Genomic DNA, 26,116 nt, shown 5'->3' on the forward strand with positions numbered 1-26,116 from the left:
CCGCGGCTCAGCCCGGTGGCGCGGGCACGAGGCGTTCGGCGAACCACTCGCAGCGCCGTTCGAGCACCGTGCCCACCTCCCAGCCGGAGGCGAACGCCAGCAGGCCCGTCGCCACTTCGTCGGCGGCTTCGGGTGGCCAGCCCTGGTCGGCCAGACTCGATCTCAGTGCCTCGGTGTAGTCGGAATAGGTGAAGCCGGGCAGTTCCGCGACGAGAGCCGTCGTCGTCCCGCAGTGCGAGTTCAACCCGCCGAAAGCGCGGCTGCACCCGCATTCGGAATCGGGGGAGGTGTCGCCTTCGGTGCAGCTCGGGGCGATCCAGATCAGTTCGCCTTCGACGCAGTGGTCGAAGTCGTTCTCCCGCGCGCCCTGGGTCTTCGAGGTTGCTACGAGCAGTTTCATGATGACTCCCTGTTCGCTCTGATGTTCGAACAGGTTGTACCGGCGGGGTCCGACACTTTCCGGACCCCGCCGCAACGAATCAGGCAGGCAGGTCGATCAGCGGCGCGAGGGCCGCGCGATGCCGTCCTGGGGTGCCGAGGGCGATCTCGTCGCTCTTCGCGCGCTTCAGGTACAGATGCGCCGGGTGCTCCCAAGTCATGCCGATGCCGCCGTGCAACTGGATCGCCTCTTCGGCCGCGTGGACGGCGATGAGGGAGTTGCGCGCCTGTGCCACCGCGACGGCGATCGGGACGTCCTCGCCGGAGGCCAGGCAGTCCGCGGCGTACCGCGCCGTCGCCCTGGCGTTGACCAGGTCCGTGTACAGGTTCGCCAGCCGGTGCTTGAGCGACTGGAACGATCCGACCTGGCGGCCGAACTGGTAGCGCTCCTTGAGGTAGCGCACCGTTTCGGTCAGCGCCCACTCGGCGATCCCGAGCTGTTCCGACGCCAGCAGTCCCGCCGCGGTCACCAGCGCCGTGTCCAGGGCGGACGCCGCCTTCGAGGCGTCGGCGACGCGCTTCGCGGCGACGTTTTCCAGGGTGACGTCGGCGATGCGCCGGGTCAGGTCCAGCGAGATCGCCTCGGTGACCGTCACGCCCGCCGAAGCCGCGTCGACCGTGTAGAGGCCGGGTCCGTCGGGACCCACCGCCGGGACGACGATCAGCTCGGCGACCGAGGCGTCGGCGACGCTCCTGACCTGCCCGCTCAGCGTCTCGTCCGCGTCGGCGGTGACCGTCGACGGGAACTCGGTGCCGGGCGCGGCCGACAGCGGCACGGCCAGCGCGCCGATGAGCGTGCCCGCGGCCAGTTTCGCCAGTCGTTCGGCCACTTCGGCCTGTGACGTGTCGGTCGCCAGCAAGGCCGATGTCGCCAGGACGGCGCTGCCGAGATAGGGGACCGGGGCGACACTGCGCCCGAGTTCCTCCATCACGACGGCGACCTCACGCGCCGAAGCGCCGTGTCCGCCCAGTGCCTCCGGGACGGCGAGGCCCGCCGCGCCGAGATCGGCGGCGAGTGTGCGCCACAGCTTGAGGTCGTACGGTTCGGCCGTTTCGGTCCTGGCGATCAGCGCGGCCGGTTCCGCCCGGTCCTTGAGCAGGTCGCGGACGCTGGCGCGAAGGTCCTCTTCGACCTCGGAATACAACAGGTCGCTCATCGGGGCAGGTCCTTCCAGGCGACGTCCTTGTCGATCCGCGGCTCGGACGGCAGCCCCAGCACGCGTTCGGCGATGATGTTGCGCAGGACCTCCGAGGTGCCGCCCTCGATGGAGTTCCCCTTCGCGCGCAGGTAGCGGTAGCCGGCTTCACGGCCGAGGAAGTCGACGCCGTCGGGGCGCCGCATCGTCCAGTCGTCGTAACGCAGGCCTTCTTCGCCGAGCAGTTCGATCTCCAGCCCCGACGCGGCCTGGTTCAGCTCCGAGAACGCGACCTTGACCGCGGAACCCTCCGGCCCGGGCGCGCCGGCGGCGAGTTGCTGCCGCAGCCGCGAACTCACCAGGCGCAGGCTTTCACCCTCCACCCACAACTTGAGCAACCTGTCGTGCAGTTCGCCGGTGCGCAGTTCCGGACGCTCGCGCCAGGTGTTCGCGACGGCGCCGACCATGCCGCCGTCACGCGGGAAACCGGCCCCGCCGATGGCGACGCGTTCGTTCATCAGCGTGGTCTGGGCGACCTTCCAGCCTTCGCCGACCGCGCCGAGGCGGTGCGCGTCGGGAATCCGGACCTCGCTGAGGAAGACCTCGTTGAACTCGGCCTCGCCGGTGATCTGGCGCAGCGGCCGGACTTCGACGCCCGGAGCGGTCATGTCGCACAGGAAATACGTCATGCCCCGGTGCTTCGGGACGTCGGGATCGGTGCGGGTGACCAGGATGGCCCACTGCGACTTGTGCGCGCCCGACGTCCAGACCTTCTGGCCGGTGACGACCCAGTCGTCGCCGTCGCGGACCGCGCGGGTGCCCAGCGCGGCGAGGTCGGATCCGGCGCCCGGTTCGCTGAACAGCTGGCACCACACCTCCCGTTCGGTCCACAATGGACGCAGGAAGCGCTGGTGCTGTTCCGGGGTGCCGAAGGCGAGGATGGTCGGAGCGGCCATGCCCAGCCCGATGCCGATCCGCCGCTTGTCGTTGTCCGGAGCGCCCGCCGCGCCGAGTTCGGCGTCCACAAGGGACTGCATCGAACGCGGGGCGCCGATGCCGCCGAGGCCCTCGGGGAAGTGGATCCACGCCAGCCCGGCGTCGAACCGCGCGTCGAGGAACTCCTGGCGCGGTGTGCTTTCCGGCGGATACGCGACCAGCAGGTCGGCCACGCGCCGCTTGAGATCTTCCACAGTGGTCACTTTCCAGCCTCCGTGCGGTACTTCTTCAGCTCACGGTGCGCCAGCGAACGCTTGTGCACCTCGTCCGGGCCGTCGGCGAGGCGCAGCGTCCGTACCTGCGCCCACATTTCGGCGACCGGGAAGTCCTGACTGACCCCGCCCGCGCCGAACAGCTGCACGGCCTTGTCGAGGATCCATTCGACGGTGATCGGGGTGGAGATCTTGATCGCCTGGATCTCGGTGTGCGCGCCCTGGTTGCCGACGGTGTCCATCAGCCACGCGGTTTTGAGCACCAGCAGCCGCTGCTGTTCGATCTTGACCCGTGCCTCGGCGATCCAGTCCTGCACGACGCCTTGTTCGGCGATCGGTTTGCCGAAAGTCTCGCGAGACAGGGCGCGGCGGCACATCAGTTCCAGCGCGCGCTCGGCCATGCCGATGGCACGCATGCAGTGGTGGATCCGCCCGGGTCCGAGGCGGGCCTGCGCGATGGCGAATCCGTCGCCCTCGCCGGCGATGAGGTTCTCCGCCGGGACGCGGGCGTCGTCGAAGATCACCTCGGCGTGGCCGCCGTGGTCGCCGTCGGTGTAGCCGAACACGTGCATGCCGCGTTTCACCGTCATGCCCGGGGTGTCGCGGGGGACCAGGATCATGCTCTGCTGCTTGTGCGGTGGGCCGTCCGGATCGGTCTTGCCCATCACGATGAAGATCTTGCAGTTCGGGTTCATCGCGCCGGAGATGTACCACTTACGGCCGTTGATGACGTACTCGTCGCCGTCACGCCGGATGCTGGTGGCGATGTTGCGGGCGTCGGAGGAGGCGACGTCGGGTTCGGTCATCGCGAACGCGGACCGGATCTCGCCGTCCAGCAACGGTTGCAGCCACTGCTTCTTCTGCTGCTCGCTGCCGAACATGGTGAGGACTTCCATGTTCCCGGTGTCCGGTGCCGCGCAGTTGAGCGCGGTCGGGGCGAGCCGGAGGCTGCGGCCGGTGATCTCGGCCAGCGGCGCGTACTGCAGGTTCGTCAGCCCGGCGCCGTGGTCGCCGGGGAGGAAGAAGTTCCACAGACCGCGTTTGCGGGCCTCGGCCTTCAGCTCCTCGACGATCGGCGGCTGCGACCACTCACTGTCGCGCTCGGCCAACTGCTCCTCGAAGACCGATTCGGCGGGGTAGACGTGCGAATCCATGAACTCCAGGAGTTTCCCCCGCAGTTCCTCGGTTTTCGCGTCGAAGGCGAAGTCCATCTCTATCCCTCTTCCTTGAGAGTCTCGTTGCCATGCGCGATCAGGGGGACGACGCCCGCGCCGATGCCGTCGAATCCGGCGCCGACGGTCTGGCCGTTGCTGTAGCGGAGGTGGATGCCTTCCAAGATCACAGCCAGTTTGAAGAAGGCGAAGCCCACGTACCAGTTGAGCCGGGAGACGTCGCGGCCCGAACGTTCGGCGTACCGGGCGACGACCTCGTCGTTGCGCGGGTAACCCGGCGCCGAACTGGCGTTGGACACTAACTGCAACGAGACCGGCCTTCTCCCGCCCCCCTCTCCGAGGGACCCACCCCCCGTGTCGCGTTCGGCGTAGGCCACCAGCAGGGCGAGGTCGGTCAGCGGATCGCCGAGCGTGGACATCTCCCAGTCCAGCACCGCGGTGATCCGGTCGTCGGCGTTCACCAGCACGTTGTCCAGCCGGTAGTCCCCGTGGACGATCGACGGCCTGCCCGAAACCGGCACGGACGAGGCGAGCCGGTCGTGCAGTTCGTCCACCCCGGGCAGGTCACGGCTGCGGTTGCCGTCGAGCTGCTTCTTCCAGCGCCGCAACTGGCGTTCGAGGAAGCCTTCCGGCCGGCCGAAATCGCCCAGCCCCACCGATTCCGGATCGACGGCGTGCAGGTCGACGAGGGTGTCGACGAGCGCGTCCGCGATCGCCTTCGTCCGGGCGGGGCCGAGCGTGGCCAGTTCGGTGTCCGCGCGGTACGGCGTGCCCTCGACGAACTCCATCACGTAGAACCGCGAGCCGATGACGTCGGTGTCCTCGCACAGCAGGACGGTCTCCGGCACCGGGACGGCCGTGCCGCGCAGGCCGGAGATCACCTTGAACTCGCGGCCCATGTCGTGCGCGGTCGGCAGGACGTGGCCCAGCGGCGGGCGGCGGACCACCCAACGGGACCGCCCGTCGCCCACGATGTAGGTGAGGTTGGACCGGCCCCCTTCCACGACCTGGCCGCTCAGCTCACCGGTGACGAGCCCCGGCCGGTTCTCGTCCAGGTGGGCCCTGAGCCTGGCCAGGTCGAGGCCCGGCAGGTCGGTCTGGTTCATGGTGCCTCCAGAGTCTGACTTTCCGAGTACGGTACCGACCAGTCGGTATGTCCGGTAGTGGTGGCCCGTCGCGCGTGCCGCAGGTCACCTGGTCAGGCGATGAGCCGGACGACCATCTCCGCGACGCACGCCGGTTTGGGCTCGCCGTCGATCTCGATCGTCCAGCGCACGACGGCCTGTTTGCCGCCGGTGACGTCGGTGACCTCGATCAGTTCGGCGCCCGCCCGGATCTTCGCGCCCACCTTGACCGGCTGCGGGAAGCGGACCTTGTTGAGGCCGTAGTTGATGCCCATCGTGAGCCCGTGGACGCGGTAGAGCTTCCCGACGAACCCCGAAATGAGCGAGAGCGTCAGGAACCCGTGCGCGATCGGCCCGCCGAACGGTCCCTCGGCCGCCTTCTCGACGTCGACGTGGATCCACTGGTGGTCGTCGGTGGCGTCGGCGAACAGGTTCACCCGTTCCTGGGTGAGCGTCAGCCATTCGCTGTACCCGAAGTGCTCGCCGACGGCGTTCTCGAACTCCTGCAGGGAGGCGAATTCACGCATGACTCAGTCCTTCGGTCCGCCGGCGACGTAGATGACCTGGCCGGAGATGAACCCGGCGCCGTCGCTCACCAGGAACGAGGCGAGGTTGGCGATGTCGTCGGGCGTTCCGACGCGCTGCACCGGGATCTGCGACGCGGCCGCGGCCTTGAAGTCCTCGAAGGACATGCCGACCCGCTCGGCGGTCGCCGCGGTCATGTCGGTGGCGATGAAGCCCGGCGCGATGGCGTTCGCGGTGACGTTGAACTTGCCCAGTTCGATCGCGAGGGTCTTGGTGAAGCCCTGCATGCCCGCCTTGGCCGCGGAGTAGTTGACCTGCCCGCGGTTGCCCAGCGCCGAGGTGCTGGACAGGTTGACGATGCGGCCCCATTTCTCCTGCGTCTGGTACTTCTGCACCTCGCGGGTCATCAGGAACGAACCCTTCAGGTGCACGCCGAGCACCGAGTCCCAGTCCTGTTCGGTCATCTTGAACAGCAGGTTGTCGCGGGTGATGCCGGCGTTGTTGATCAGCACGGTCGGCGCGCCGAGCTCTTCGGCGACCCGGGTCACCGCGGCCTCGACCTGAGCGGCGTCGTTGACGTCCAGCGCGACACCGACGGCCTTGCCGCCCTCGGCGACGATCGCTTCGGCTCCCTGCTTGACGCCCGTTTCGTCGAGGTCGAGCAGGCCGACGGCGAACCCGTCGGAGGCCAGCCGCCTGGCGACGGCGGCGCCGATGCCACGGCCGGCGCCGGTGACGATCGCTACGCGGGAGGGGTGGTCGGTCACGGGTGACTCCTCGTCGTCGAGTACAAGTTGACGCCGAGTCTGCCGTACTAAGCGGTCGCTTTCCAGAGAGGGCAGGAGACCAATCCCGTATTCGATGATGACAGACGTACCAGGGCGGTCATCGGGGATGCCGCCGCGCCCAGGCCACTGGCTGGTCGCATGCTCACCCCGAGCTGCTCCGTACGAGAAAAGGCCGGCTTGCGGCGACGTCTTCGGACAAGGCGGACGGCAGGCCGTGCCGATCTGGTTTGGCGCCGACCTGCCGTGCTGCTCCGGAGCATGCTTACGAAGCCGCCCGCTCGGGTCGTGGACGCATCTTCCAAGCGGTCGAACCGGCGACGTCGACGGCCGAGCCGTCTACGATTCCCGTCTCGATCCACCTGTCGTCGAAGGCCAACGCGAGCGAGGTGGAACTCGCATTGGTCGAACTCTTGGACGCGTCCGGGACGGACGTCACGGACGCGATGCCGAGGGGGTTTCATGCTCGAACGAAGAAGCCGCAGGTCCGCTGTGAGCGATCGAGCCCCGGATCAGATCCGCGATGAGCGCGTCCTTGGCCGGTCCTGGTGTCATGTCCGCGAGGAGGATGATGCGGTTGATGTCGTCGCGGATCGCGCGTGCTTCGGCGTCGGCCTCGCGGGTGCGGGCGTAGAACAGGGTGGCGACCACTGTGGGAACAGTGCTCATGAGCGAGATGGCGAAACCGGCGCCGACAGTCCCGACGACCACGAGACCCAGTCCGGTCAGCAGTACAGCCGCCGCGCCGGCGCCGGCGATCGCGGCTCCTCGATTGCGTGCCCGACGGCTGCGGAGGACATAGTCGAACTCGTTCTCTCGACGCTGGTGCATCCCGTGCAAGGCATCCTCTTCGCGGCGCCGATGGTCGGTGACAGAGTCGACTGGCGTGGGGGAGTGGTCCTCGGCGAGGGGCGCTCGGTTCCATCGGGGCGCTCGGTCGTAGAGCCATAGGAGTACGGCACTGGTCACTGCGGTGGCCGAACCCACCAACGCGAGCACACGGTCGCCGCCGGGCAAGCCGGTCTCGGCTGCGAGGACGACGGCGGTCAGGCTCATGCGACTATCGCCGCCTAGCAGGCTTTCCAGCGGCTTGTGCCGAAAGAACCTGCCTGACCCGACGTGCGTGTGCCCTCTTTCCAGAGGTCTTACAGCGCCACAAGGACTTGTTTTGACGTCCGATCGGCGCCTTCGCGGTTGTAGTTTCGGCATGAAGCACAGCGAGGACGGTGTTCTGATTCGCGGTCTCCCACATTTCCCACAATGCTCTGCTGGATCGTGGGATCCACCCGGACGGCGCATCGCCGACGCTGTGAAGTACGGCGGGAAATGGGGGTGACGCGTTGCATGTGGCCATCTGAGCGGATCGGATCAGCGCCGTTAGGAGAGTGCGGCCATGTCAGTCCTGCCGCATTGGTGGATCGCAGTTCTACGTACCGCCTGCCAACAGGCCGAACTCGCCATCGCCGGCATAGTCCCGTGGCCCCGAGGACCTATGGGACAGCTCGTCGCCGGTCGAGGCCGTGGATCCCGACACCGAACTGGTGGGCCGCAGACCGGGGCGATCCGGTTCTGGCAGTGCGAGATCGAGCTTTGCCCGCCGCTGTTCTGGACGGGCTTCTTCGGCCAGGTATCGCGTGTGCCGGGTCCGACTGTCGATGTTCATCCCAACGGCGATGCCAGCGAGGTACCCATGCCCGACACCATCGAAGCCAGCGAGCCACCGACAGACGACCCGGTCAGACAGCAGGATTTCGCTGCCTGATCGGGTCGTCTGTCGGTGAGGCCTAACTCGCCCGGCTGCCGAGGACCTCGGTGATCAGCCGGGGCAGTTCGCCACCGTGCCACGAACTGGACGAGAACCGTTCCTGCGAGATCCCTTGCCACGGCTCGGTCGTCCCGCCGTCATCCAGCAGGATGCCCTTCTCGTGAGAAGTAAGCGCACCGATCTCGCGCGCAGTGACGCCCTCTGCCGCGAGGGTCTTCTTGGTGAGTTCGACGTCCTGCTGCCGGACGGCGACGACGAGCGTCCAGTCACCCCAAGCCTGCACGAGGTCGAACGGGCGGAGCTCGGTCTGGGCGCAGACGGCGGCGGGTCCGGGATCCAGCCGGATGTCCGTGGTGATGCTGGCGCCGAGACCGTTGGCGTCGCACAACGTCCGCACGGTCGGGAAGAGACCGTCGGACACGTCCATCGCCGCACGGGCCAGCCCGCTCGTGGCGAGGATCTTCCCGGCGGTCACCTGCGCCATCGGACGGCAGGCGCGCTCGCGGATCTTGGCGACGTCGCTTTCCGGAAGCTCCGCCTGTTTTTCTGCCAACAGCGCGTATGCCCAGAGATAGCCGGGTGAACCGACCAGCATCAGGCGGTCGCCGACGGTCGCGCCGCCGCGCCCGAGCCGCCCCTCCGGGACGCACCGGCCGATCGCGGTGGCGGTCAGTTGCCGGACAGGGCCGTCCCGGAGATCCCCGCCGACGACCTTGGTCCCGTGTATCGAGGTGCATTCGTCCACGCCGTCGAGGAACCGCCGGAATTCCCCGGCGGTGGTCGTCTTCGGCAGGGTGTAGTTGACGACCAGCCCGAGCGGGGTGGCCCCGGCCGCCGCCAGATCGGACAGGTTGATCGTCGCCAGCAGCCAGCCCGCGTGGTACGGATCCGTTTCACCCAGGATGGTGACCAGCGGCGTCGGACAGCTGTCGGTGGTGGCGACCAGCTCGCCGCCGCTCAACCCATCCGGGGCATCGAGAACGGCGCAGTCGTCGCCGAATCCGCGGATACCGCCGTAGCGTGGCCGCAGGATGTGTTTCAGGATCGCTTGCTCGCCGACGTCGCCGAGGAGGACGTCGTCTCCGACGGGTGAGGGCTCACTCACGACCTGCATGATCCGCCAATCGGGACGGCGCCACGGTGTGGTCGCTGGAGTAATTGTGCGGCATCGCGCCATAAGGACGTTCGCTTCCGGCGGAGGCGAACAGCATGAGATTGCAGATCCGCGTGCCGGGGTGCAGGAGCACCGCGTGCCGTAGGTGGTTCACGATCTCCAGGGTCAGCACGGCGCCGGTCTCGCTGCCGAAGCCGGGACTGACCTGACCACAAAGGACGACGCTGATACCGAGCCTGGCGTAGTCGCTCGTGCCGTCGAGGAGTCCGACGAGATTCTCCGAAAGCCCGATCTTTTCCAGCGTCGGCGCGAGGACCACCTCACCGGGCTCGACCCGCAGCCTGCCTTCGCCGTCGAGATCCTTCGGCCGGAGGTCTGGATACGTGGTCCGGTCGGCGATGTCCACGACTCCCGTGGACTCCAAGCCGAAGGCCTTGTACCCGAGCCGCAGGCTGATCGCGGCGGGACGGACCAGACGCGGGTCGAACGGGGTGATCGTGAGTTCCCCGCTTCCGTGAGCCCGCCTGATCGCCCGGTCGGTGAGGATGCCACGACGTGCGATCCGGCGTTTGGAGAACGAGATTCCCGTTACGGGCCAGGTCATCGACATGACACTGCCCCCTTGCTGAACGCCGCCACGACATCACCGACGAGCTTCCGGAAATCGGCTTCGGTCAGCTCGCCGTTGGGCTGGTCGTCCGTCTGGCCGGGCTCGCAGTAGACGACCGTGGTCGGAGTGCGATGAGGGCCTTGGATCACCACCGTCGCCGTCAAACCCGCGTCGATCGGCCGGACCGTGTGGACGATCCGGGTGTCGCAGGAATAGACTTCTCCGCGTAGGACGTGCGGCGAGTACACCTTCTTCAGCCGGGCTTCGCCGTCCGCGTGCAATGCGGCCGGATCGGCCGGATCGGCGCCGTACCGGTAGCGAGTATGGGGTTTCCCACCTTCGGTCGTTTCGCGATACTCCACCATGTGCATGCCTTCGCCGACGATGATGGTCGAAGCGAATTCCCATCGGTGACTGTGCGGATTGGACTCTCCGCGTGAGGGTTTCTCGGAGTCCGGCCAGACATGGAGCCGAATCCGGAAATCGGCGGACGCGTGGAGCACTATTTTAGCGAAACCGTTGGGATGCCAATAAGAACGCTTCGCCGCAGCGCGGACGGATTCCTCGTCGACGAGGATTTCCTCCAGCCAGGCAAGAAAAGTGCCGGGGTCGTCCTGGATCCGGCACGCGACCGCGCGTAACCAGGGGATATCCGCGTCGCTGTCGCTGGGCCGTTTCTCCATGATGGCAAGGAGAAAAAGGTGTGTGCCTGATGGATCGGCCAGGGCGATCGAAGGCGGATCATCGTTCATGGGTCGTTCCTGGAGGGCTGAGCGGGGGTGTGGCCACGGTAAGCGCGGCCACACGAAGAGCGGTGACGGCGTCCAAGGTCTGCCAGATTGGTAGGTCCCCGTTTCCCCACGCCCACAAGCCTTTGTCGGCGTCGTAACGCTCCCAAAGGGTCCCGAGTGCCCGGTTGAGCCGGGGGAGCGGCAGGAGGGGAGCGGCGGCGAGCGCTTGGACGACCCAGGCGGGAGTGAAGTGCCGGATGATGATCCGGGTCGTTCCGTCCCCGTCGGGGCGAGGTCTTTCCAGATCCTCGGCCACGCCATCGTCCGAATGGGACGGGTCGGTGAGCCATTGTGTGGCTTCGTCGGCCGCGTCCCGGACGTCATTGCGATCATCTCTACTGCGGAGGAAATCCCGGAGAGCGACGACGGACCGTGCGGTGTGCACGACCGACGCCTCCGGGCCGGCGAGGCCCGCCTCGTTCTTCTCCGGCCACAGGTGTGTACCGCCGAAGTCGAGCCGGGTAGCCAAGAGGTCGTCGACCAACTCGTCGGTCAGCGGGGCGTCCGGTCGCAGCCGGACAGCCGTGTGGAGCACAGCAGACAACAGATAGGGGCGGGTCTTGCTGTAGAGGTCGAGCGATTCCTTCAGTACGGCCAGCCCTTCGTCGGCCGACATCGTGCTCGTGCGGAACAACGCATCCACCACTGCCGCGGTGGTCTCCGGCCGTCGGCTGCCGGAGCGGCCTTGCCAGCCATGTTCTTTCTGTAGCCCGTAGAGATCTTCGGCGAGCAAATGTAGGTCGATGTAGGGTTCGCCTACCACCAGCATCGTGGTGATTCCGTACGCGGTGCTGAGTGCTTTCGGACCAGTGTTCTTCTGCAGGTTGTGCCGCCAGCCGAGGGGCCTGCCTTCGCCGTCGATGATCAGGCGTTCGACGAGACTCTTTCCGACCGTGTGGAAGACCTGCATCAGCGAGCGCGACGTGTCGACGATGTGCACGTCGACTGCGGCGGGCGTGTGGTCTTGAGGCGATCTGGCTGCTTCGACCAGGGAAAATAGAGAATTCGCGGCGCGGAAGTGATCGTCGAGTTGGCGGGCGTTGTGCGTGGACGGCAGGTATTTGCCGGTCTCCCATTGGGTGAGGTTCGCCCGGGTGACCCCGACGATCTGGGCGGTCTGTGCCTGCGTTTCACCGGCGGCTTTGCGCAGTCGCCGCAGCTCACGCCCGACACCCGAAGCGGTAACGGTTTCCGCACCAGGACTTACCGGCTGGTCACCGGCCGATGTAGGCTTCATGTAGGCACTAGACACAGGCTTACCTACCTCTAGTAGGCAACGTAAGGTGGTGACTGACCGTGCACACACCGGGGAGCGTACAGGACGAGAAACGGCTCGCGCGGTCGCACCGGCGAATGGTCGCTTACGGCGTGTTGCGAACTGTTCCACCAGGTCCTGGTGTGCGTGACCCGCCTGGCGACCGGGGCCGGTACGACCCGGGTTCGACCGGAAGACGGATGCTGTCAGCCATGTGAAGGTGACGCTGCGCATCCATTTCGGCTCGAGCCGTCTGCGGGCCACACGAATGCCGTAGTAGGCGTCGTGTGTGCCGACCCGAGTCCGCGCTTCGCAGCATCGGGGGTGAACCCCATGACCCACCACGAGAACAACACGGCCGCATCCCGAACCTGGTTCGACCGATTGCTCGACCATTTCCACAACTGGCTCTTCGCGACCGACGACGACGCCAGGGCCGCTGCTCGCGGCTGGCAGGTCACCCGAGTGCCGAACGGCAGACGTCGCGTCTATCGCGACCCCCGCTGGGACGGCCTGCACGCGTGTGAGCCGTGCGGCGGTACCGGTTGGTGGCCTTACGAAGACGCCGTTTGCCCGGACTGCGCCGGTGTCGGGGTCGTCCGCTCCATTCCCGTGGCGGCCGTGGCCGCCGAGCAAATCGCCGGACGGACAGGAGGAAGGTCATGAACCGTTGGCAGGAACCCCAGGCGATCGCCGATCTGGCCAGTGAGATCACCGAGGTCAGGCGACCGAATCCGGTCGCCGGCCTGTATCACTGGCGGTACGAGATCGCCGCGCTGATCGTGCTTCCCTACGCACTGGTCTCCCTGTTCCAGGCCGTCGGCCCGATCTGGGCGGCGGTGGTGCTGTTCTGTGTCGCGAACTGGCTGTTCTATTGGCGTTCGGCGCGGAGGTTCCTCCGTGACCGGCTCCGGTCGATCGTCGTGCAGCACCGGTTGCGGACGGGGTTCGCCCGGGCACGGGTCTGCACGATCGACGGCAGGCTCCCGATGATCCTGTGGACCAAACCGCGTGGCGACGAGGTCGAGGTCACCGTGTTCTGCCCGGCCGGGGTCGGCTACGACCGCATCGAAGGGCGGCGGGAGCTGCTCGCCGCGGCGTGCTTCGCCGCCGACGTCCACGTGTATCGCCATCACAAACGTGCCGACCTGGTGCACCTCTCGGTCTGTACGGCGCGATTCCGCAAGGACGCGGAGGAAACCCGTCCCGAAGTCACGCCGGGGATGGCGCCCTCGCGACGATATGCCGGGCAAGAGGCCGGTGGCGCCATTCGCCTGCCGGGGACCGTCTGAGGAACTCTTCGCGCAGGGTCGCGACGAACCGCTCGCCACGCGCCGTGGCGAGCGGCCTCATCGGTCCGGAGCGGGTGTGGGCCGTGAAGAAGGTGTCCGCGTCCGGATGGACCATCGGGAACGACACCTGCTCGTCCCGTTCGATCGCGGTGCGCTCCAGCGAGGACGTGAGCCGGGATTCCCACGAACGGTCCCCGGCCGGGATGTGCTCGCGGAGAACGTCCGACAACACCGTGAACGGTCCGCCCGGTTCGGTGCTGTGCGGCCAGTAGACGACCGAGAGCCATCCTCCGGGGCGCAGCGCGCCGGCCCAGGACCGGAGGGCGGCGTCGGGCTCGGGGAGTTGCTGGAGCCCGAAAACCGACACGACCGCCGCCGCGGTGAGGTCGAGTTTCGAGGCATCGCCTTCGAGGACGCGGACGAGCGGGTTACCCGCCGCCCGTCGTCGCGCCCGTGCCGCCATACCCGCCGACAGGTCGATGCCGACGATCTCGCGGCCCGGAAGATGCTCGGTGAGCACGTCCAGTTCCGGAAAGGTCCCGCAGCAGGGCACGAGAACGGGTCCGTCGGGCAAGGCTTCGGGAAGGGCACGGACCGCCGTGTCGACCCACGGCGCGAAGCGGGGCACGTAGTAGGCCTCGTACCCGTCGGCGGCTTCGTCCCAGCCGCGGGCGATGCGGGCCAGGTGTTCGGCGGTCAGGACGCGACCTGCAGGGCCTCGGCCTCATCGGTGACCGGTGCGGCCGCCCGGGCCGGGATGAGCAGCGACGCCAGTGCGATCAGCCCGGTCAGCGCCATCGCGCGTTCGACCAGGCCCAGCGGGATCGCCTGCCACCACGGCCTGCCGCCGTTCATCGAGACCACGATCGCTCCGAGGATCACGCCGAACCAGGCCAGCGCGGCCACCGCGAGCACCCGCGTCACCGCGCGGCGGGCGGGGGAGGAGGGGAAGACGGCCTTCGCGGCGAACCACACCGCCAGAGGCAGGCAGACGAAGGCCACGACGCTCGCGATCCGGTGCACGGTTCCGCCGGTGCTCGGCCCGATGGCCCAGTTGTTCTTGGGGAACGCCACGATCGCCACCAGGCTCACCGTCCAGAGCGCGCAGAAGATCGACGCCGCGGACAGGGCGGGGATGTGCTTGCGGCGGATCAGCGCGCCGAAGCCGATCGCCGAGCCGAACGCGACCAGCAGGACCGCGACGTCGAAGATCCACTTGTTCTCGCTGAGCGCGTATTCGCTGATGGTGCGGCGGACCGGGCTGATGTCGCTGGTGGCGGGCAGCACCTGCAGCAGCAGGATCAGCAGCGCTCCGCCGGCGACCGAGGCCACGGCGGCCAGCAGGGCCAGCGGGGTCCTGGCGGTGACCTGGGGCGTCGTCATGGTTGAAAGGTAACCACCCAACCTGAAGATTTTCTTAGGCCAACCTGTCGGAATCGACAGGAAAGTCCCATTCTACGACCCACGCCCCGGTGATCATTCCGGCACTGTCGGTGAGATCGTTGGGCCGAAAGGGGTGCAGGCGACTTGTGGCGGGTCCCTCCGACGGGGTCGCGGGTCTAGGGTCTCGCTACCGGTGACCTCACCCGGTCACCGGACTGTCCAAGGAGGTCAGTCTGTGGGGTATTCACCAAACCGGCGAAGAGCGGGATGGACGGCGGCGACCCTGGTGCTCGCCGGCACTTTCGTGGCACTTCCGTCGGCCACGACGGCGGGGGCCGCGGACAACGTGGTGCGGGCCAACCAGGCCGTGCCGCGGTCCTGTTTCGCCGCGTTGCAGAAGCCGGGTACCGCCGGCACCGACCGGCGGGAGTTCACGTCCACTGTAGACGGTCTGTTGCAGGCGCGCCTCGCGCCGCGCGGCGGCACCGAAGGTGACTGGGACCTCGCGGTCTTCGACAAGGCCACCGGAGCGGTCGTCGCCGCGTCGGCCGCGTTGCGCAGCCACGAGCTCGCCGAAGGATTCGTGAAGAAGGACCAGAAACTGGTCGTGCAGACCTGCCGGTACGACGGGCAGACGCGCGACGCGGTCCTGGGTGTCGACTTCCTCGCGCTCACACCGCAGGGAACGCCCACCGGCGCCGCGCCCGCGCCGCAGCGCGCCGAACTGGTCCGGGTCGAGACCCCGGCCAAGCAGGACAAGGACAAGCTGCTCCGCCTCGGCCTCGACGTCACCGAGAAGGCCGACGCCACCGGTGTCCAGGTCGTTCTCGCCAACGACGCCGACCGCAAGACGCTGGCGGACAACGGCTTCAAGTCCAAGGTGATCGACGCCGACCTTTCGGCGAAGTCGATCCAGAACGCCAAGACCGACCGCGAGTACGCCGCGAAGACGCCGGGCTCCACGCTGCCGTCCGGGCGCACGAGCTACCGGCACCTCTACGACTACCAGTTCGAGGTCAAGGAACTGGCCCGCAAGAACCCCAAGCTCGTCACGGCGTTCACGTTGCCGCAGCCGACCTGGGAAGGCCGCGACGTCATCGGCGTCGAGATCGCGAGCGACGTCAAGAACATCGCCGACGGCAAGCCCGTCAACTTCACCATGGGCGTGCACCACGCCCGGGAGTGGCCCGCCGGCGAGCACGCCATGGAATGGGCGATCGAGCTGGTCAAGGGCTACACCGGCAACAACGCCGAAATCCGCGGTCTGGTCGGCCGGACACGCAACATCATCGTGCCGATCGTCAACCCGGACGGCTTCGAAATCTCCCGGGAGGCCGAGCCCAAGGGCGACTTCTCGCGCTTCGACTACGAGATGAAGCGCAAGAACTGCAACGTCAACGACTCGCCCAAGGAGTTCGCGACCGGCGTCTGCAAGGCGAACCCCGCCGGCCGCGAACGCGGCACCGACCCGAACCGCAACTACGCGGGCTTCTGGGGCGGCGCCGGCGCGTCGACCCTGTGGCGCAGCGACACGTTCCGCGGCTCCGGCCCGTTCTCCGAGCCCGAGACGCAGAACATCCGCTCGATCGTCTCCAACCGCCAGGTCACCAACCTGATCACGCTGCACACGTTCTCGAACCTCGTGCTGCGTGTCCCGGGTGTCGCCGCCGTCCGGCCGCCGCTCGACGAGCCGGCGTACAAGGCGCTCGGCGACAAGATGGCCACGCGCAACGGGTACACCAGCCAGCCGTCGTGGGCGCTCTACGACACCACCGGTTCGACCGAGGACTGGTCGTACTGGGCCACCGGTGGCTGGGGCTTCACCTTCGAGATCGGTGACACCGAGTTCCACCCGCCGTTCCAGAACGGTGTCGTCGCCGAGTACACCGGCGTCGCCCCCGCGGCGGGCGCGGGCAAGGGCGGCAACCGTGCGGCCTTCGTCGACATGCTGGCCAACACCGCCGACCCGGCGGCGCACTCGACGCTGATCGGTTCGGCGCCGAAGGGCTACCAGCTGAAGCTGCACAAGACCTTCCAGACGCCGACCTCGCCGGTGGTGCAGCCGGACGGCTCGACGAAGCCGCCGATCTACGTGACCGACAACCTGAACTCGACGCTGGGCTCCACCGGCGGCCGGTTCGCGTGGTCGATCAACCCGTCGACCCGCCCCTACGTCGCGGGCCGCTACGGCCGCGAACCGCAGGGCCCGGCGCAGCCGTCGATCCAGGTGGCCAACCCGGCCGGGGTCCCGCCGATCAACACCAACTATCCGACCGACCCGGCGTCGGAGAGCTTCACCTTCCACGTCGACGGTCTCCCGAAGGTGGACAACGGCAAGTTCAGCGTCGACGTCAAGTGGGCCAGCCAGGACACCGACTGGGACCTGTACGTCTTCGACTCGGCGGGCAACATGGTCTCGTCGTCGGCGAACGGTTCGACCACGGAAGAGCACGCGATCCTGTACGACCCGCCCGCCGGGGACTACCGGGCCGTGCTGGTCAACTACTCGCAGGCCAGCCCGTCCACTGTGGACGATTGGACCGGCGGGGTCTCGTTCCAGTCGCCGATCCCGCCGACCTACGGCCCCAAGGAGGCGTACCAGCTGACCTGTACGTCACCGAAGGGCAAGCTCGTCGGACTGGCGGACGTCTACATCGACCGCGGCCAGACGGTCGACGTCGGTGAGGTCTGCACCCGTTCCGCGCGCGCCAAGAAGGAGCGCTCGGGCGGCCGGTAGGTCTCCTGTGCTCGTGAGTGGTAAGGGCGGTTCCAACCGCCCTTACCACTCACGAGACGCCGGGCTCAGACGGTGCCGACGACCCGGTCCCGCACGATCCGCATCGTCGCGGAGTCCACTGTGGACGGCTCGGCCGCCAGCCAGCCGCCGATCTCGTGCAGGAACTGCTCCGGCGTCATCGGCGGCGTGAGCGACGGGTCATCGTGGTCGGTGGTGACTTCACCGGTGCGGCTCGGGTACACGATCATCGCGCCGCGCAGCGTCACGCCGGGCAGGATCCGCCGGTATTCGGCGAGGCTTTCGGCCAGCCTGCTGCCGCCGCCGCGGAAGGCGCTGCCGTTGCGCAGCAGGCGGTCGTCGTCGTCGGTTTCGTAGTGTCCGGGCAGCCACAGCTTGGATTCGACGAGGACGAGCCGCTTTCCGCACAGGACGGCGTGGTCGACGTCGGCGAACACCGAGTCCGGCCAGGAGAGGCCGTGGAAGATCCGCGCGCCCGGCAGGCGGGTCAGGTAGCGCTCGAGCAGGTCGGCGGTGAGGCGTTCGGCGAGTTCGTCGGACTCGGTGCCGGGGCTGCCGAACACGCGTTTCCCGCCGAATTCGGCGGCGAACCGGTTCTTGGCGCGGGAGGCGGCGAGGTAGCCGCGCGCGAGGCGTTGCACCAGCAGGGCGGTTCCGGCGGTCAGGATCAGCCAGACGATCAGTGTCGGGGCGGAGAATCCGACGCCGGTCAGCACCGGCAGCAGGACCAGCACCATCCCGCCGACCGCCGCGACGACCGGGGTGTGCCCGGGACCGCGCCGTCGTCCGTGGCGCACGCGGTGGTCCTGTGCGGCGAATTCCCACCATTCGAGGTCGTCCGGATCGATCACGACCGCTTCGGGGACGTAGCCCGGTTCGTCACCGAAGCGACGTCTCGGCCGCGGCCGGATCGGCATGCGTACCGAGCGCCCGTCGGCGTCGTACCCCGCGCGCCGCATCGGATCGCTGAGCGTGTCGTAGGCCTCGCGGACCAGCTGGAACGTCAGCGCCGAGCCGCCGGCGTCCGGATGGTGCGATTTCGCGAGCCGCCGGTAGGCGGTCTTGATTTCGGTGACCGAGGCGGCCTTGCCCACACCGAGCACCTCGTAGTAGTCGACGTCGGGCACGGGCGGTTCACCTCCAAAGGGCCGGGCCGCAACACTATTCGGCCGCCGCGGCCGGGTCGCAACCACCTCCGCGGCGCGTCGGGGTGACCTCGTCGGGATACTGTTTCGCTTGTGGCGGAACGAGGTCCACCCCCGATGCGTCCTGGATATCGTGGAGATCGACGGAATACGGGGAAGGACAGTGGTGGGAGATCCGGTTACCGGCACGGCGGCGGGGGTGCCGTTCACCGCTTTGCCGCCATCGGTCGAGGTCAGCGGTCCGGCACCGGTGGTCGTCGCCTGGCATATGATCGATTCGCCGCGCACCGACGCCGCGTTCGCGGCCGCGTTGCCGCTGGCAGCGGTGCCCGCGTGGCGCGTGTACCTCGGAATGCCGTTGTGCGGTGCGAGAATGATCGACGGCAGCATGGACGCCATCGTCGAGAGGGCCGGCCGCGACGCGATGCTCGCCTACGCCGACCCGTTCGTCCGCCAGGCCGCGCTGGAGTTCCCCGCCGCCCTCGCTGAACTGCGGGAACGCCTTGGTTTCGACACTTCGCGAATGGCCGTCGTCGGCGGTTCCCTCGGTGGTGCGGTGGCCTTGACGATCCTGGCCACCCGGGAGATCCCGGTGCGTGCCGCGGCGCTGGTCAATCCGGCCGTCCGGGCGCGGTCGCTGGTCGGCTTGGTCGAAAACATGCTGGAGCAGCCGTATTCCTGGAACGACGAGGCGAACCAGGCGGCGGATCAGCTCGACTTCGTCGCACGATCGGGTGAAATCTCGGCCAGGGAAACGCAGGTTCCGCTTCTGGTCGTCAGCGGCGCGGAGGATTTCCCCTCGTTCCGCGAGGACGCGGACGAGCTCGTTTCCGCCTTGCGCGGGCAGTACGCCACACCGGACGACGTCCGCCTGAGCCGTGTCGCCGGGCTGGCGCATCCGCTGGCCGAAGACCCGGGTATCGAACCCGCGCCGCAACTGCCGATCGCCAAGGTCGTCGACGACGCGGTCACCGAGTGGCTGGCGCGCCGTCTGGGCTAACAACCGGAGGGCGGCGCCGACCGGGCCGGGCCGAATTCGAGCCGTAGCTTCTCGGTCTTCGGGAGCACGAACGCGACGCCGTTGCCCGCCCGCCAGTTCGACGGTACGAACACGTACTGGCCACCGGACTGCAGCAACAGTTTCAGTCCGGTGTACCGGTATTTGTACGCGGCGTCGGGATCCGCGCATTTCACCTGCAGGACGCCGGCGGCGGTGAGGTTGAGGCTTTCGGCGCTGTAGATCGTCGCGGCGGGCCGGACGGCGATCTGCGCCGCGACCTCGAAACCGCGCCGAGTGCCGACGGCGGCGGAATAGTCGCTGACCGCCCAGAACAACCCGATGCTGACCAGGACGTAGCCCAGGACGAGTTCCAGCAGGCTCGATCGTGGCGCCGAATCCCACTGACGCCAGGCGAACAGCAACATCAGCACGCCGAGCGCGAACCCGAGTCCGGGTAGCCCCGGCCGGTCGCGGAACGGCACCGGGTTCAGCGCGATCAGCACGGTCGCGACGATCAGCGCGGCACCCAGCCCGGCCGCGATCGGGGTGCAGATCCGGAGCAGCCGGGCCCAGCCGTTCTCGGTGAGGCGGAGGCGCAGGATCCGGACGGCGATCAGGAAGCCGAGCACCGTGCCCGCGGTCCCGGCGAGCGGCAGGAGCACGCCGTCGACGCCGCGCGCGAAGATCTCGTCCGGCGTCTGCCCCAGCAGCGTGTAGTGCACGCGGAAGTACGCGAAGAACACCTGCGTGTCGACGAATCCGAAGAAGTAGAGCAGCGCGGTGAGCAGGGTCGTGTTGGCCAGCACCGTGCCGACCAGCTTGAGCGCCTGCGGAGGCCCCGGATCAGGTTCGGGCGCCTTCGCTTCGGGCCTGCGCAGCCCGCGCCGCACGGTCATCCGGACGTGGTCTCTGTGGGTTGCTCGCTGGTCGAAGCCGGGCTTTCCGACGTCGTGGTCTCCTCGGTGACCTCGGGTTTGCACTCGACGGCCTTGATCGTGACGGTCCCGCCGGGTTCGACCGGCGAACGCGTGATGCTGCTGACGCACTCGCCGGAGCCGGTGATCACGACCTTGACGCCGCACAGGTCCGCCCCGCAGGCCTTCCTGATGTCGCCTTCGATATCCGATTTGGCGATCGGGGGAGAGGCGCCGAGCCGGGTGTGGTCGTAGACGATCGGGCTGCCGGGCACACCGGGCGGAGCGGGATCCTCGGTGCGGCCACCACCCTTGGCGGGTGGGGACGACGAGGAGGACGCCGTCGGCGCGGTCTCCGTCGTCACCCCGCTGTCCGCGGTCGAATCGCCCGGTGCGGTGTCCCGGGGACGGGAAGCCCCGCCGCAGCCCGCCGTGAACCCGAGAGCGGCGATCGCCATCGCCGCGCTGAACAGCCGTTTCATGGACCTCACCGTCCCTGGAAGACGCCCTTCTGGGTAAGGACGCGGAACGAGGGCTCCCTGATACGTCCCGGCTTGGTCCGTTCGGGGGTATTTCGCTGATTCCGCCCTTTAGGGCAGTTCCGGGCGGACCGGAGCGCGACAACTTTCCGGACCGGGCTTCCGACACGCTCGAAATTATGTTAAGAAACTTTACTAACTAACAGGGAGGCGCGTTTTGAGTTCACCCCCGCAGCCGGGGCTCGAGCGGAAGATCGGGCCGCTGCAGGCGACCGCCATCAACATGACCCAGATGTGCGGGATCGGCCCGTTCGTCACCATCCCCGCGATGGTGGCGACCCTCGGCGGCCCGCAGGCCATGTTCGGCTGGCTCATCGGCGCGATCATCGCCCTCGCCGACGGCCTGATCTGGGCCGAGCTCGGCGCCGCCCTCCCCGGTGCCGGCGGCACCTACGTCTACCTGCGCGAGGCCTTCGGCTTCCGCACCGGCAGGCTCATGCCGTTCCTGTTCGCCTGGAGCGCGGTGCTGTTCATCCCGCTGATCATGTCCACCGGCATCATCGGCCTCGTCCAGTACCTCGGGTACCTGATCCCGGGGGTGGCGGACGAGGGCGGGACCACCGCGCTCGGCAAGGTCATCGGGCTCGGTGTCATCGTGCTCGTGGTACTGGCGCTGTTCCGGCGGATCGGCGAGATCGGGAAGCTGACCACGGTCCTGTTCGCGATCATGCTCTTCGCGGCGCTTTCGGTGATCGTCGCCGCTTTCACGCATTTCGACGGCGCGCAAGCGTTCGCCTTCACGCCGGGCGCGTTCTCGTTCGGCGGCGGAGCCTTCTGGGCCGGGCTCGGCGCGGGCCTGATCATCGCGATCTACGACTACCTCGGCTACAACACCAGCGCCTACCTCGGCGGCGAGGTCCGCGACCCGGGCCGGACGCTGCCGCGGTCGATCATCTTCTCGATCCTCGGCATCATGAGCCTGTACTTCCTGTTGCAGCTCGGGGTGCTCGGCTCGATCCCGCTGGAAGAACTGAAGAACGCGACATCGGTCGCCTCCACCGTGCTGGAACAGGCGTGGGGCACGGGCGCGGCCAAGGTCATCACCGTGTTCATCGTGATCGCCGCGGTCGGCTCGGTGTTCGCCGGCCTGCTCGGCGGCTCGCGTGTCCCGTTCGAGGCCGCACGCGACAAGGTGTTCCTGCCGGTGTTCGCCGAACTGCACCCGAAACTCAATCTGCCGACCGCCGGTGTCCTCACGATGGGGCTCATCGCCGCGATCGGGTCGCTGTTCACCCTCACCGCGGTGATCAACGCGGCGGTGACGGTGCTGGTGATCGTCCAGTCGCTCGCGCAGGTCGCGGCGATCGTGGTGCTGCGCCGACGGCGGCCCGAGCTGGACCGCCCGTACCGCCAGTGGCTCTACCCGATCCCGACGATCATCGCGCTGCTCGGCTGGGTCTACATCTACTTCTCCGCCACGTGGCTCTCGATCGGGCTTTCGGTGGGGTGGATCGCGCTCGGCGTGGCCGCGTTCCTCGCCTACGCGAAGGCGGAACGCGTGTGGCCGTTCGGGCCCAAGGGGATTCAGGAATCGTTCGCAGGGGCGGCAGAGGGGACCGGGAAGTGACGGGGGAAGAGCTGATCCTGGGGATCGACTTCGGTGGTACGAAGGTCGCGATCGGGCTGGCCGACAGAGCCGGGAGCCTGCTGGTCACCCGGCGGCTCGAAACCGACGCGCAGGCGGGCGCCGAACAGGTGGTGAGCCGCGCGCTCGCCGCCGCCCGGAAACTGCTCGCCGACGAAGGCGCCGCCGACGACCTCGCCGCGATCGGCGTCGTGAGCCCCGGCATCGTGCTGGAGGACCGCATCCTGCTGGCCCCCAACGTGCCGGGCTGGGAGCAACTGCGGCTGCGGGAACTGATCGCCGAAGAGTTCGGCGGCGTCCCGATCTCGGTGGGCACCGACGCCAAGGCGGCGGCGCTCGCGGAATGGCGGTGGGGAGCGCTGGCGGACACCGATCCGGCGGTGTTCCTCTCGCTGGGGACCGGGATCGCGGCGGCGGTCCTGGTCGGCGGCCGGCTGCTGGCCGGCGCGAATGGCGCTGCGGGAGAGATCGGGTACAACCTCCTCTCGCCGCAGGACACCGACGGGTTCGCCAGCGGAGCGGCGCCGCTGGAGGAAGCCGTCGGTGGGCGTGGGCTGGGCGGCCGGGCGAGTGTGCTGCTCGGCCGCCCGGTAACCGCGGGCGAGCTGTTCGGCCTCGCCAGGGAGAACGCACAGGCCAAGGAACTGGTCACGGCCGCGCTCGACGAGCTTTCGATGCACGTCGCGAACCTCGCGATCTCGCTCGACCCGCGGCGGATCGCCGTGGGCGGGGGACTGGTGCGGTCGGCCGACGTCCTCCTGCCCGCGCTGCGGGAACGGCTCGCGCAGGCCGTCCCGTTCCCGCCGGAACTGGTCTCGGCGAAATTCGACCAGGACGCCTCCCTGCTGGGGGCGATCGCCATCGCGCTGGACGCCTGAGCGCGATCACGGACCGAAGCCGCCGGGCCTTCGCTAGATCCGATCTAGCGAAGGCCCGGCGGCTTTCTCGCGCCTGAGGGGTGAGGCGAGAGGAGGTCGGAGATGAACAAGAGCCCGCTGCGGGTCGCGGTGATCATCGGCAGCACTCGTGAGGGGCGGGTGGGGGACGCCGTCGGGAAGTGGTTCACCGGCCGCGCGGAAGCCAGGGACGACGTCGTCCTCGACGTCCTGGACCTGGTCGACTTCGACCTGCCGGCCGGGCTGCCGGAGCAGGCGACGCCGGATATGAAGCGATTCGCAGCCAGGGTGGACGACGCCGAGGCGTTCGTCGTCGTGACCCCGGAGTACAACCGCAGCTTCCCGGCGTCGCTCAAGCAGGCGATCGACTGCGCCTACGACGAGTGGCGAGCGAAGCCGGTCGGTTTCGTCTCCTACGGCTACCGGTCGCAGGGCCTCTACGCGGTGGAGCAGCTGCGCACGATCTTCACCGAACTGCACACCGTGACGATGCGGGACACGGTCGCCTTCAACCTCCTCGACGGGACTTTCGCCCGCGACGGGACCCCCTTCGACGCCGACGGCCAGGGACAGTCCGCGACGACCCTGATCGACGAACTCGTCTGGTGGGGCCTCGCCCTGCGCGAAGCACGCACCGCCCGCCCGTACGTCTGCTGAAACTTCTGAAAGGAACAAGGAAAATGAGTGAACTGGCCATCGAAGCCTCGGGGCTGGTCAAGGTGTTCGGGAAGAACCGGGCGGTCGACGGGATCGATCTGAAGGTCCCCGCGGGCTCCGTGTACGGCGTCCTCGGACCGAACGGCGCCGGCAAGACCACCGCGGTGAAGATGCTCGCGACCCTGCTCCGCCCCGACAGCGGCGAGGCACGGATCTTCGGCAAGGACGTCGTCCGCGACGCCGACGCCGTCCGGACCATGGTGAGCCTGACCGGGCAGTACGCCTCGGTCGACGAGGAACTGACCGGAACCGAGAACCTGATGCTGATCGGCAGGCTGACCGGGCACCGCAAACCGGCCGCGCGGGAGCGGGCGGCGGAACTGCTGGCTGCGTTCGGCCTGACCGAGGCCGCGGGACGGCAGGTGAAGAACTACTCCGGCGGGATGCGGCGGCGGATCGACATCGCCGCGAGCATCCTCAACACCCCGGACGTGCTCTTCCTCGACGAGCCCACGACCGGGCTCGATCCCCGCAGCCGCAACCAGGTCTGGGACATCGTGCGCGCCATCGTCCAGCACGGCACCACCGTCCTGCTGACCACGCAGTACCTCGACGAAGCCGATCAGCTGGCGTCCCGGATCGCGGTCATCGACAGCGGCAAGGTCATCGCCGAAGGCACCAAGGGGCAGCTGAAGGCGTCGGTCGGCGCGGGCGCCGTCCACGTCCGGCTGCGTGAGGCCGACCAGCGGCCCGAAGCCGAGGCGCTGCTGACCCGGATCCTCGGGGCGCAGGTGCAGCTCGAACCGGACCCGCTCGCGCTGACCGCCCGGCTTTCGGGCGACAGCACCGAACAGGGCGCCGCCGAGCACGCCGCGCGAGCCCTCGCCGAACTCGCCCGCGCGGGCGTCGTCGTCGACACCTTCTCCCTCGGCCAGCCGAGCCTCGACGAGGTCTTCCTGGCCCTGACCGATCGCACCGCCACGCCCGAGGAAAGTGCGGCATGAACACGGAGTTCGGCCGGGTGGCCGGATGGCCGGTGACCACAGAGCGCGCTTCGGCAACGCCCCGCTATCGGGGCGGCAGGGCGCCCTATCCGACGAACAGGAACTTTGTTTCCAAGACGCGCCCTGGCGACCCGATCGCGGACGCGCGCGCCATCGAGGAGGAAGCAGCTTGAGCACCACAACCGTCAAAGAGAACGAACCCGTCCTCGCGGCACCGAAGCCCGAAGACCTCGCCGCGATCCTGATCTCGAAGAATCGCCCGCGGCGCCCGAGCGCGTTGTCGGCTTCGGTCACCTTCGGGTGGCGCGCGATGCTGAAGATCAAGCACGTGCCGGAGCAGATGTTCGACGTCACGGCGTTCCCGATCATGATGACGCTGATGTTCACTTACCTGTTCGGTGGCGCGCTGTCCGGCTCCCCGACGGAGTACCTGCAGTTCGTGCTCCCGGGCATCATGGCGAGCAGCATCCTGATGATCACCATGTACACCGGGCTCGCGGTCAACACCGACATCGAGAAGGGTGTGTTCGACCGGTTCCGCACGCTGCCGATCTGGCGGCCGTCGGCGATGGTCGGCTACCTGCTCGGCGACATGCTGCGCTACCTCATCGCGTCGCTGGTGATCCTTGGTGTCGGCCTGATCATGGGCTTCCGCCCTGGCGGCGGGGTCGGCGGCGTGGCCGCGGCGATCCTCCTGCTGCTGGCGTTCTCGTTCGCGTTCTCGTGGATCTGGACGATGTTCGGGCTGCTGCTGCGGAGCGAGAAGTCGGTGATGGGGGTCAGCATGATGGTGCTGTTCCCGCTGACCTTCCTCAGCAACATCTACGTCAACCCGGAGACGATGCCGAGTTGGTTGCAGGCCTTCGTCGACGTCAACCCGGTGACCCATGTGGTCGCGGCGGTCCGATCGATGATGGACGGCAACTGGGACGGTGGCGAGATCACCTGGGTGCTCATCGTCGGCGGCGTAATCCTCGCCGTGTTCGGCACGTTGACGATGCGGCTCTACAACAGGAAATGATC

General features: G+C 68.3%; 27 protein-coding genes. 10 read left to right on the top strand and 17 right to left on the bottom strand.

Features of this window, described 5'->3' with window-relative positions; translation table 11 throughout:
* Nucleotides 1–7: 7 nt before the first annotated feature.
* From H5J31_RS25940 to H5J31_RS25975, 8 genes are all read right to left on the bottom strand, one after another.
* Nucleotides 8–400: a DUF7715 family protein gene (locus H5J31_RS25940; RefSeq protein WP_181775252.1), complete on the bottom strand. Its 393-nt coding sequence runs from the start codon at nt 398–400 to the stop codon at nt 8–10.
* A 79-nt stretch (nt 401–479) separates the two neighbouring features.
* Complete coding sequence (locus H5J31_RS25945; protein WP_181775253.1) at nt 480–1,595, bottom strand: acyl-CoA dehydrogenase family protein; 1,116 nt, start codon at nt 1,593–1,595, stop codon at nt 480–482.
* On the bottom strand, nt 1,592–2,773 hold the full coding sequence (locus tag H5J31_RS25950; RefSeq protein ID WP_181775254.1) for an acyl-CoA dehydrogenase family protein: 1,182 nt from the start codon (nt 2,771–2,773) through the stop codon (nt 1,592–1,594). The genes H5J31_RS25945 and H5J31_RS25950 overlap by 4 nt, the downstream gene beginning before the upstream one ends.
* The gene (locus H5J31_RS25955; RefSeq protein WP_181775255.1) at nt 2,770–3,993 is read right to left on the bottom strand and encodes an acyl-CoA dehydrogenase family protein; all 1,224 of its coding nucleotides are present in this window, start codon (nt 3,991–3,993) and stop codon (nt 2,770–2,772) included. The genes H5J31_RS25950 and H5J31_RS25955 overlap by 4 nt, the downstream gene beginning before the upstream one ends.
* A 2-nt stretch (nt 3,994–3,995) precedes the next feature.
* Nucleotides 3,996–5,060 carry a phosphotransferase family protein gene (locus tag H5J31_RS25960; protein ID WP_181775256.1) on the bottom strand — a complete coding sequence of 355 codons (1,065 nt, stop codon included), beginning with the start codon at nt 5,058–5,060 and terminating at the stop codon, nt 3,996–3,998.
* Nucleotides 5,061–5,152: 92 nt separating this feature from the next.
* Nucleotides 5,153–5,605: a MaoC family dehydratase gene (locus tag H5J31_RS25965; RefSeq protein WP_181775257.1), complete on the bottom strand. Its 453-nt coding sequence runs from the start codon at nt 5,603–5,605 to the stop codon at nt 5,153–5,155.
* 3 nt (nt 5,606–5,608) lie between these two features.
* On the bottom strand, nt 5,609–6,370 hold the full coding sequence (gene fabG, locus H5J31_RS25970; protein ID WP_181775258.1) for a 3-oxoacyl-ACP reductase FabG: 762 nt from the start codon (nt 6,368–6,370) through the stop codon (nt 5,609–5,611).
* Nucleotides 6,371–6,823: 453 nt separating this feature from the next.
* On the bottom strand, nt 6,824–7,444 hold the full coding sequence (locus H5J31_RS25975) for a hypothetical protein (protein WP_181775259.1): 621 nt from the start codon (nt 7,442–7,444) through the stop codon (nt 6,824–6,826).
* A 436-nt stretch (nt 7,445–7,880) separates the two neighbouring features.
* Between H5J31_RS25975 and H5J31_RS25980 the strand changes: the two genes are divergently transcribed.
* Nucleotides 7,881–8,150 carry a hypothetical protein gene (locus tag H5J31_RS25980; RefSeq protein WP_181775260.1) on the top strand — a complete coding sequence of 90 codons (270 nt, stop codon included), beginning with the start codon at nt 7,881–7,883 and terminating at the stop codon, nt 8,148–8,150.
* 22 nt (nt 8,151–8,172) lie between these two features.
* Here the strand turns inward: H5J31_RS25980 and H5J31_RS25985 are convergent, their stop codons facing one another.
* From H5J31_RS25985 to H5J31_RS26000, 4 genes are read right to left on the bottom strand one after another with little or no spacing between them, the layout of a single operon-like run.
* The gene (locus tag H5J31_RS25985; RefSeq protein ID WP_181775261.1) at nt 8,173–9,267 is read right to left on the bottom strand and encodes a thiamine-phosphate kinase; all 1,095 of its coding nucleotides are present in this window, start codon (nt 9,265–9,267) and stop codon (nt 8,173–8,175) included.
* Entirely contained in the window at nt 9,251–9,877 is a 627-nt protein-coding gene (gene dcd / locus H5J31_RS25990; RefSeq protein WP_407925062.1) for a dCTP deaminase, read from the bottom strand. The genes H5J31_RS25985 and dcd overlap by 17 nt, the downstream gene beginning before the upstream one ends.
* Nucleotides 9,868–10,629: a hypothetical protein gene (locus H5J31_RS25995; RefSeq protein WP_181775263.1), complete on the bottom strand. Its 762-nt coding sequence runs from the start codon at nt 10,627–10,629 to the stop codon at nt 9,868–9,870. Before H5J31_RS25995 ends, dcd begins: the two co-directional genes overlap by 10 nt.
* A complete protein-coding gene (locus H5J31_RS26000; protein ID WP_181775264.1) occupies nt 10,619–11,905 on the bottom strand; it encodes a helix-turn-helix domain-containing protein in 1,287 nt (428 codons plus the stop codon). The genes H5J31_RS25995 and H5J31_RS26000 overlap by 11 nt, the downstream gene beginning before the upstream one ends.
* A gap of 351 nt (nt 11,906–12,256) precedes the next feature.
* On the opposite strand from H5J31_RS26000, the gene H5J31_RS26005 reads away from it, so the two are divergent.
* Nucleotides 12,257–12,589, top strand: a complete 333-nt coding sequence (locus H5J31_RS26005; RefSeq protein ID WP_181775265.1) for a hypothetical protein — start codon at nt 12,257–12,259, stop codon at nt 12,587–12,589.
* Nucleotides 12,586–13,215, top strand: a complete 630-nt coding sequence (locus H5J31_RS26010; RefSeq protein WP_181775266.1) for a hypothetical protein — start codon at nt 12,586–12,588, stop codon at nt 13,213–13,215. Before H5J31_RS26005 ends, H5J31_RS26010 begins: the two co-directional genes overlap by 4 nt.
* Here the strand turns inward: H5J31_RS26010 and H5J31_RS26015 are convergent.
* Both H5J31_RS26015 and H5J31_RS26020 read right to left on the bottom strand, forming a co-directional pair.
* A complete protein-coding gene (locus tag H5J31_RS26015) occupies nt 13,136–13,843 on the bottom strand; it encodes a class I SAM-dependent methyltransferase (protein ID WP_207898809.1) in 708 nt (235 codons plus the stop codon). The two genes, H5J31_RS26010 and H5J31_RS26015, sit on opposite strands and share 80 nt — an antisense overlap.
* Nucleotides 13,844–13,911: 68 nt before the next feature.
* On the bottom strand, nt 13,912–14,598 hold the full coding sequence (locus H5J31_RS26020; RefSeq protein WP_181775267.1) for a DUF998 domain-containing protein: 687 nt from the start codon (nt 14,596–14,598) through the stop codon (nt 13,912–13,914).
* Nucleotides 14,599–14,833: 235 nt separating this feature from the next.
* Here H5J31_RS26020 and H5J31_RS26025 point away from each other — a divergent pair, with 235 nt between their 5' ends.
* The gene (locus H5J31_RS26025; RefSeq protein ID WP_328701609.1) at nt 14,834–17,335 is read left to right on the top strand and encodes a M14 family zinc carboxypeptidase; all 2,502 of its coding nucleotides are present in this window, start codon (nt 14,834–14,836) and stop codon (nt 17,333–17,335) included.
* 65 nt (nt 17,336–17,400) lie between these two features.
* Here the strand turns inward: H5J31_RS26025 and H5J31_RS26030 are convergent, their stop codons facing one another.
* Nucleotides 17,401–18,480, bottom strand: coding sequence for a J domain-containing protein (locus H5J31_RS26030; RefSeq protein WP_181775268.1), 1,080 nt, complete (start codon nt 18,478–18,480; stop codon nt 17,401–17,403).
* A 184-nt stretch (nt 18,481–18,664) separates the two neighbouring features.
* Between H5J31_RS26030 and H5J31_RS26035 the strand changes: the two genes are divergently transcribed.
* Nucleotides 18,665–19,498: an alpha/beta hydrolase family protein gene (locus H5J31_RS26035; RefSeq protein ID WP_328701610.1), complete on the top strand. Its 834-nt coding sequence runs from the start codon at nt 18,665–18,667 to the stop codon at nt 19,496–19,498.
* On the opposite strand, the gene H5J31_RS26040 is transcribed toward H5J31_RS26035, so the two are convergent.
* Together H5J31_RS26040 and H5J31_RS26045 are read right to left on the bottom strand one after the other, a co-directional pair.
* On the bottom strand, nt 19,495–20,394 hold the full coding sequence (locus H5J31_RS26040) for a hypothetical protein (RefSeq protein ID WP_181775270.1): 900 nt from the start codon (nt 20,392–20,394) through the stop codon (nt 19,495–19,497). The genes H5J31_RS26035 and H5J31_RS26040 overlap by 4 nt on opposite strands.
* A complete protein-coding gene (locus H5J31_RS26045) occupies nt 20,391–20,894 on the bottom strand; it encodes a hypothetical protein (protein WP_181775271.1) in 504 nt (167 codons plus the stop codon). Before H5J31_RS26045 ends, H5J31_RS26040 begins: the two co-directional genes overlap by 4 nt.
* Nucleotides 20,895–21,108: 214 nt before the next feature.
* Between H5J31_RS26045 and H5J31_RS26050 the strand changes: the two genes are divergently transcribed.
* The 5 genes from H5J31_RS26050 to H5J31_RS26070 all read left to right on the top strand — a co-directional run bounded on the left by H5J31_RS26050 (nt 21,109) and on the right by H5J31_RS26070 (nt 26,114).
* Nucleotides 21,109–22,518 (top strand): APC family permease, encoded by a 1,410-nt coding sequence (locus H5J31_RS26050; RefSeq protein WP_181775272.1) that lies wholly within the window; start codon nt 21,109–21,111, stop codon nt 22,516–22,518.
* Nucleotides 22,515–23,414, top strand: coding sequence for an ROK family protein (locus tag H5J31_RS26055; RefSeq protein ID WP_181775273.1), 900 nt, complete (start codon nt 22,515–22,517; stop codon nt 23,412–23,414). The genes H5J31_RS26050 and H5J31_RS26055 overlap by 4 nt, the downstream gene beginning before the upstream one ends.
* 102 nt (nt 23,415–23,516) lie before the next feature.
* Nucleotides 23,517–24,089 carry an NADPH-dependent FMN reductase gene (locus H5J31_RS26060; protein WP_181775274.1) on the top strand — a complete coding sequence of 191 codons (573 nt, stop codon included), beginning with the start codon at nt 23,517–23,519 and terminating at the stop codon, nt 24,087–24,089.
* Between the two features lie 23 nt (nt 24,090–24,112).
* Complete coding sequence (locus H5J31_RS26065) at nt 24,113–25,093, top strand: ATP-binding cassette domain-containing protein (RefSeq protein WP_181775275.1); 981 nt, start codon at nt 24,113–24,115, stop codon at nt 25,091–25,093.
* Between the two features lie 169 nt (nt 25,094–25,262).
* The gene (locus tag H5J31_RS26070) at nt 25,263–26,114 is read left to right on the top strand and encodes an ABC transporter permease (protein ID WP_181775276.1); all 852 of its coding nucleotides are present in this window, start codon (nt 25,263–25,265) and stop codon (nt 26,112–26,114) included.
* Nucleotides 26,115–26,116 lie beyond the last annotated feature (2 nt).

This window comes from Amycolatopsis pittospori (genome assembly GCF_013870525.1).
GTDB lineage: Bacteria > Actinomycetota > Actinomycetes > Mycobacteriales > Pseudonocardiaceae > Amycolatopsis > Amycolatopsis pittospori.

Bases quoted from the DNA above. Each gene is read 5' to 3' on its own strand.
- H5J31_RS25940 (WP_181775252.1), bottom strand. From the start codon at position 400: ATGAAACTGCTCGTAGCAACCTCGAAGACCCAGGGCGCGCGGGAGAAC.
- H5J31_RS25945 (WP_181775253.1), bottom strand. From the start codon at position 1,595: ATGAGCGACCTGTTGTATTCCGAGGTCGAAGAGGACCTTCGCGCCAGC.
- H5J31_RS25955 (WP_181775255.1), bottom strand. From the start codon at position 3,993: ATGGACTTCGCCTTCGACGCGAAAACCGAGGAACTGCGGGGGAAACTC.
- H5J31_RS25960 (WP_181775256.1), bottom strand. From the start codon at position 5,060: ATGAACCAGACCGACCTGCCGGGCCTCGACCTGGCCAGGCTCAGGGCC.
- H5J31_RS25965 (WP_181775257.1), bottom strand. From the start codon at position 5,605: ATGCGTGAATTCGCCTCCCTGCAGGAGTTCGAGAACGCCGTCGGCGAG.
- H5J31_RS25975 (WP_181775259.1), bottom strand. From the start codon at position 7,444: ATGAGCCTGACCGCCGTCGTCCTCGCAGCCGAGACCGGCTTGCCCGGC.
- H5J31_RS25980 (WP_181775260.1), top strand. From the start codon at position 7,881: ATGGGACAGCTCGTCGCCGGTCGAGGCCGTGGATCCCGACACCGAACT.
- H5J31_RS25985 (WP_181775261.1), bottom strand. From the start codon at position 9,267: ATGCAGGTCGTGAGTGAGCCCTCACCCGTCGGAGACGACGTCCTCCTC.
- dcd (WP_407925062.1), bottom strand. From the start codon at position 9,877: ATGTCGATGACCTGGCCCGTAACGGGAATCTCGTTCTCCAAACGCCGG.
- H5J31_RS25995 (WP_181775263.1), bottom strand. From the start codon at position 10,629: ATGAACGATGATCCGCCTTCGATCGCCCTGGCCGATCCATCAGGCACA.
- H5J31_RS26000 (WP_181775264.1), bottom strand. From the start codon at position 11,905: ATGAAGCCTACATCGGCCGGTGACCAGCCGGTAAGTCCTGGTGCGGAA.
- H5J31_RS26005 (WP_181775265.1), top strand. From the start codon at position 12,257: ATGACCCACCACGAGAACAACACGGCCGCATCCCGAACCTGGTTCGAC.
- H5J31_RS26010 (WP_181775266.1), top strand. From the start codon at position 12,586: ATGAACCGTTGGCAGGAACCCCAGGCGATCGCCGATCTGGCCAGTGAG.
- H5J31_RS26020 (WP_181775267.1), bottom strand. From the start codon at position 14,598: ATGACGACGCCCCAGGTCACCGCCAGGACCCCGCTGGCCCTGCTGGCC.
- H5J31_RS26040 (WP_181775270.1), bottom strand. From the start codon at position 20,394: ATGACCGTGCGGCGCGGGCTGCGCAGGCCCGAAGCGAAGGCGCCCGAA.
- H5J31_RS26045 (WP_181775271.1), bottom strand. From the start codon at position 20,894: ATGAAACGGCTGTTCAGCGCGGCGATGGCGATCGCCGCTCTCGGGTTC.
- H5J31_RS26060 (WP_181775274.1), top strand. From the start codon at position 23,517: ATGAACAAGAGCCCGCTGCGGGTCGCGGTGATCATCGGCAGCACTCGT.
- H5J31_RS26065 (WP_181775275.1), top strand. From the start codon at position 24,113: ATGAGTGAACTGGCCATCGAAGCCTCGGGGCTGGTCAAGGTGTTCGGG.